The organism is Mangrovibacter phragmitis, assembly GCF_001655675.1.
GTDB lineage: Bacteria > Pseudomonadota > Gammaproteobacteria > Enterobacterales > Enterobacteriaceae > Mangrovibacter > Mangrovibacter phragmitis.
Genome location: NZ_LYRP01000031.1, coordinates 1 through 1151 on the forward strand (window position 1 = coordinate 1; position 1151 = coordinate 1151).

1 protein-coding gene is annotated in these 1151 nt (G+C 57.9%); it reads left to right on the forward strand.

The window, feature by feature from the left end; genetic code table 11:
- Window positions 1-1151: fumarate hydratase (locus tag A9B99_RS15595; RefSeq protein ID WP_064599047.1), on the forward strand; the 1151-nt coding region annotated here is incomplete at both ends.

Genomic DNA, 1151 nt, shown 5'->3' on the forward strand with positions numbered 1-1151 from the left:
CTGCTGGCTCAGCATGCATTCCGCGATGCCGCGTTCCTGTTGCGCCCGTCGCACCAGAAACAGGTGGCGGCCATTCTCAGCGACCCACAGGCCAGTGAAAACGACAAATATGTGGCGCTGCAGTTCCTGCGTAACTCGGAAATTGCCGCCCGTGGCGTGCTGCCCACCTGCCAGGATACCGGTACCGCCATCATTATGGGGAAAAAAGGCCAGCGCGTCTGGACCGGCGGCGGCGATGAAGCGGCCCTGGCGCAGGGGGTGTACAACACCTATACCGAAGAGAACCTGCGTTATTCCCAGAACGCTCCGCTGGATATGTACAAAGAAGTCAACACCGGCACCAACCTGCCGGCCCAGATTGACCTCTACAGCGTGGATGGCGACGAATACAAATTCCTGTGTATCGCCAAAGGCGGCGGTTCAGCCAACAAAACCTATCTGTACCAGGAAACCAAGGCGCTTATCACGCCTGCCAGACTGAAGAACTACCTGGTGGAGAAAATGCGGACTCTGGGTACGGCGGCCTGCCCGCCATACCATATCGCTTTTGTGATTGGTGGTACGTCGGCTGAAAGCACCCTGAAAACYGTGAAACTGGCGTCCACCCGTTATTACGACGGCCTGCCCACAGAAGGCAACGAGCACGGCCAGGCATTCCGCGATGTACAACTGGAACAGGCGCTGATGACCGAAGCGCAGAACCTGGGCCTTGGCGCACAGTTCGGCGGGAAATACTTTGCCCATGATATCCGGGTTATCCGCCTGCCGCGCCACGGGGCATCCTGCCCGGTTGGTATGGGCGTGTCCTGCTCCGCAGACCGTAATGTGAAAGCGAAAATCAACCGTGAAGGTATCTGGATTGAGAAGCTGGAAGATAACCCCGGTCAGTACATTCCGGCAGCGCTGCGCGGCGAAAATGAAGGCGAAGTGGTGAAAGTGGACCTGAACCGCCCGATGAGCGAAATCCTGCAACAGCTGTCGCAGTTCCCGGTGTCCACCCGGCTTTCCCTGAACGGCACCATTATTGTCGGGCGCGACATTGCCCATGCCAGACTGAAAGAGTTGCTGGACAGCGGTGAAGAACTGCCACAGTACATTAAGGACCACCCGATTTATTACGCCGGCCCGGCCAAAACACCGGAAGGGTATGC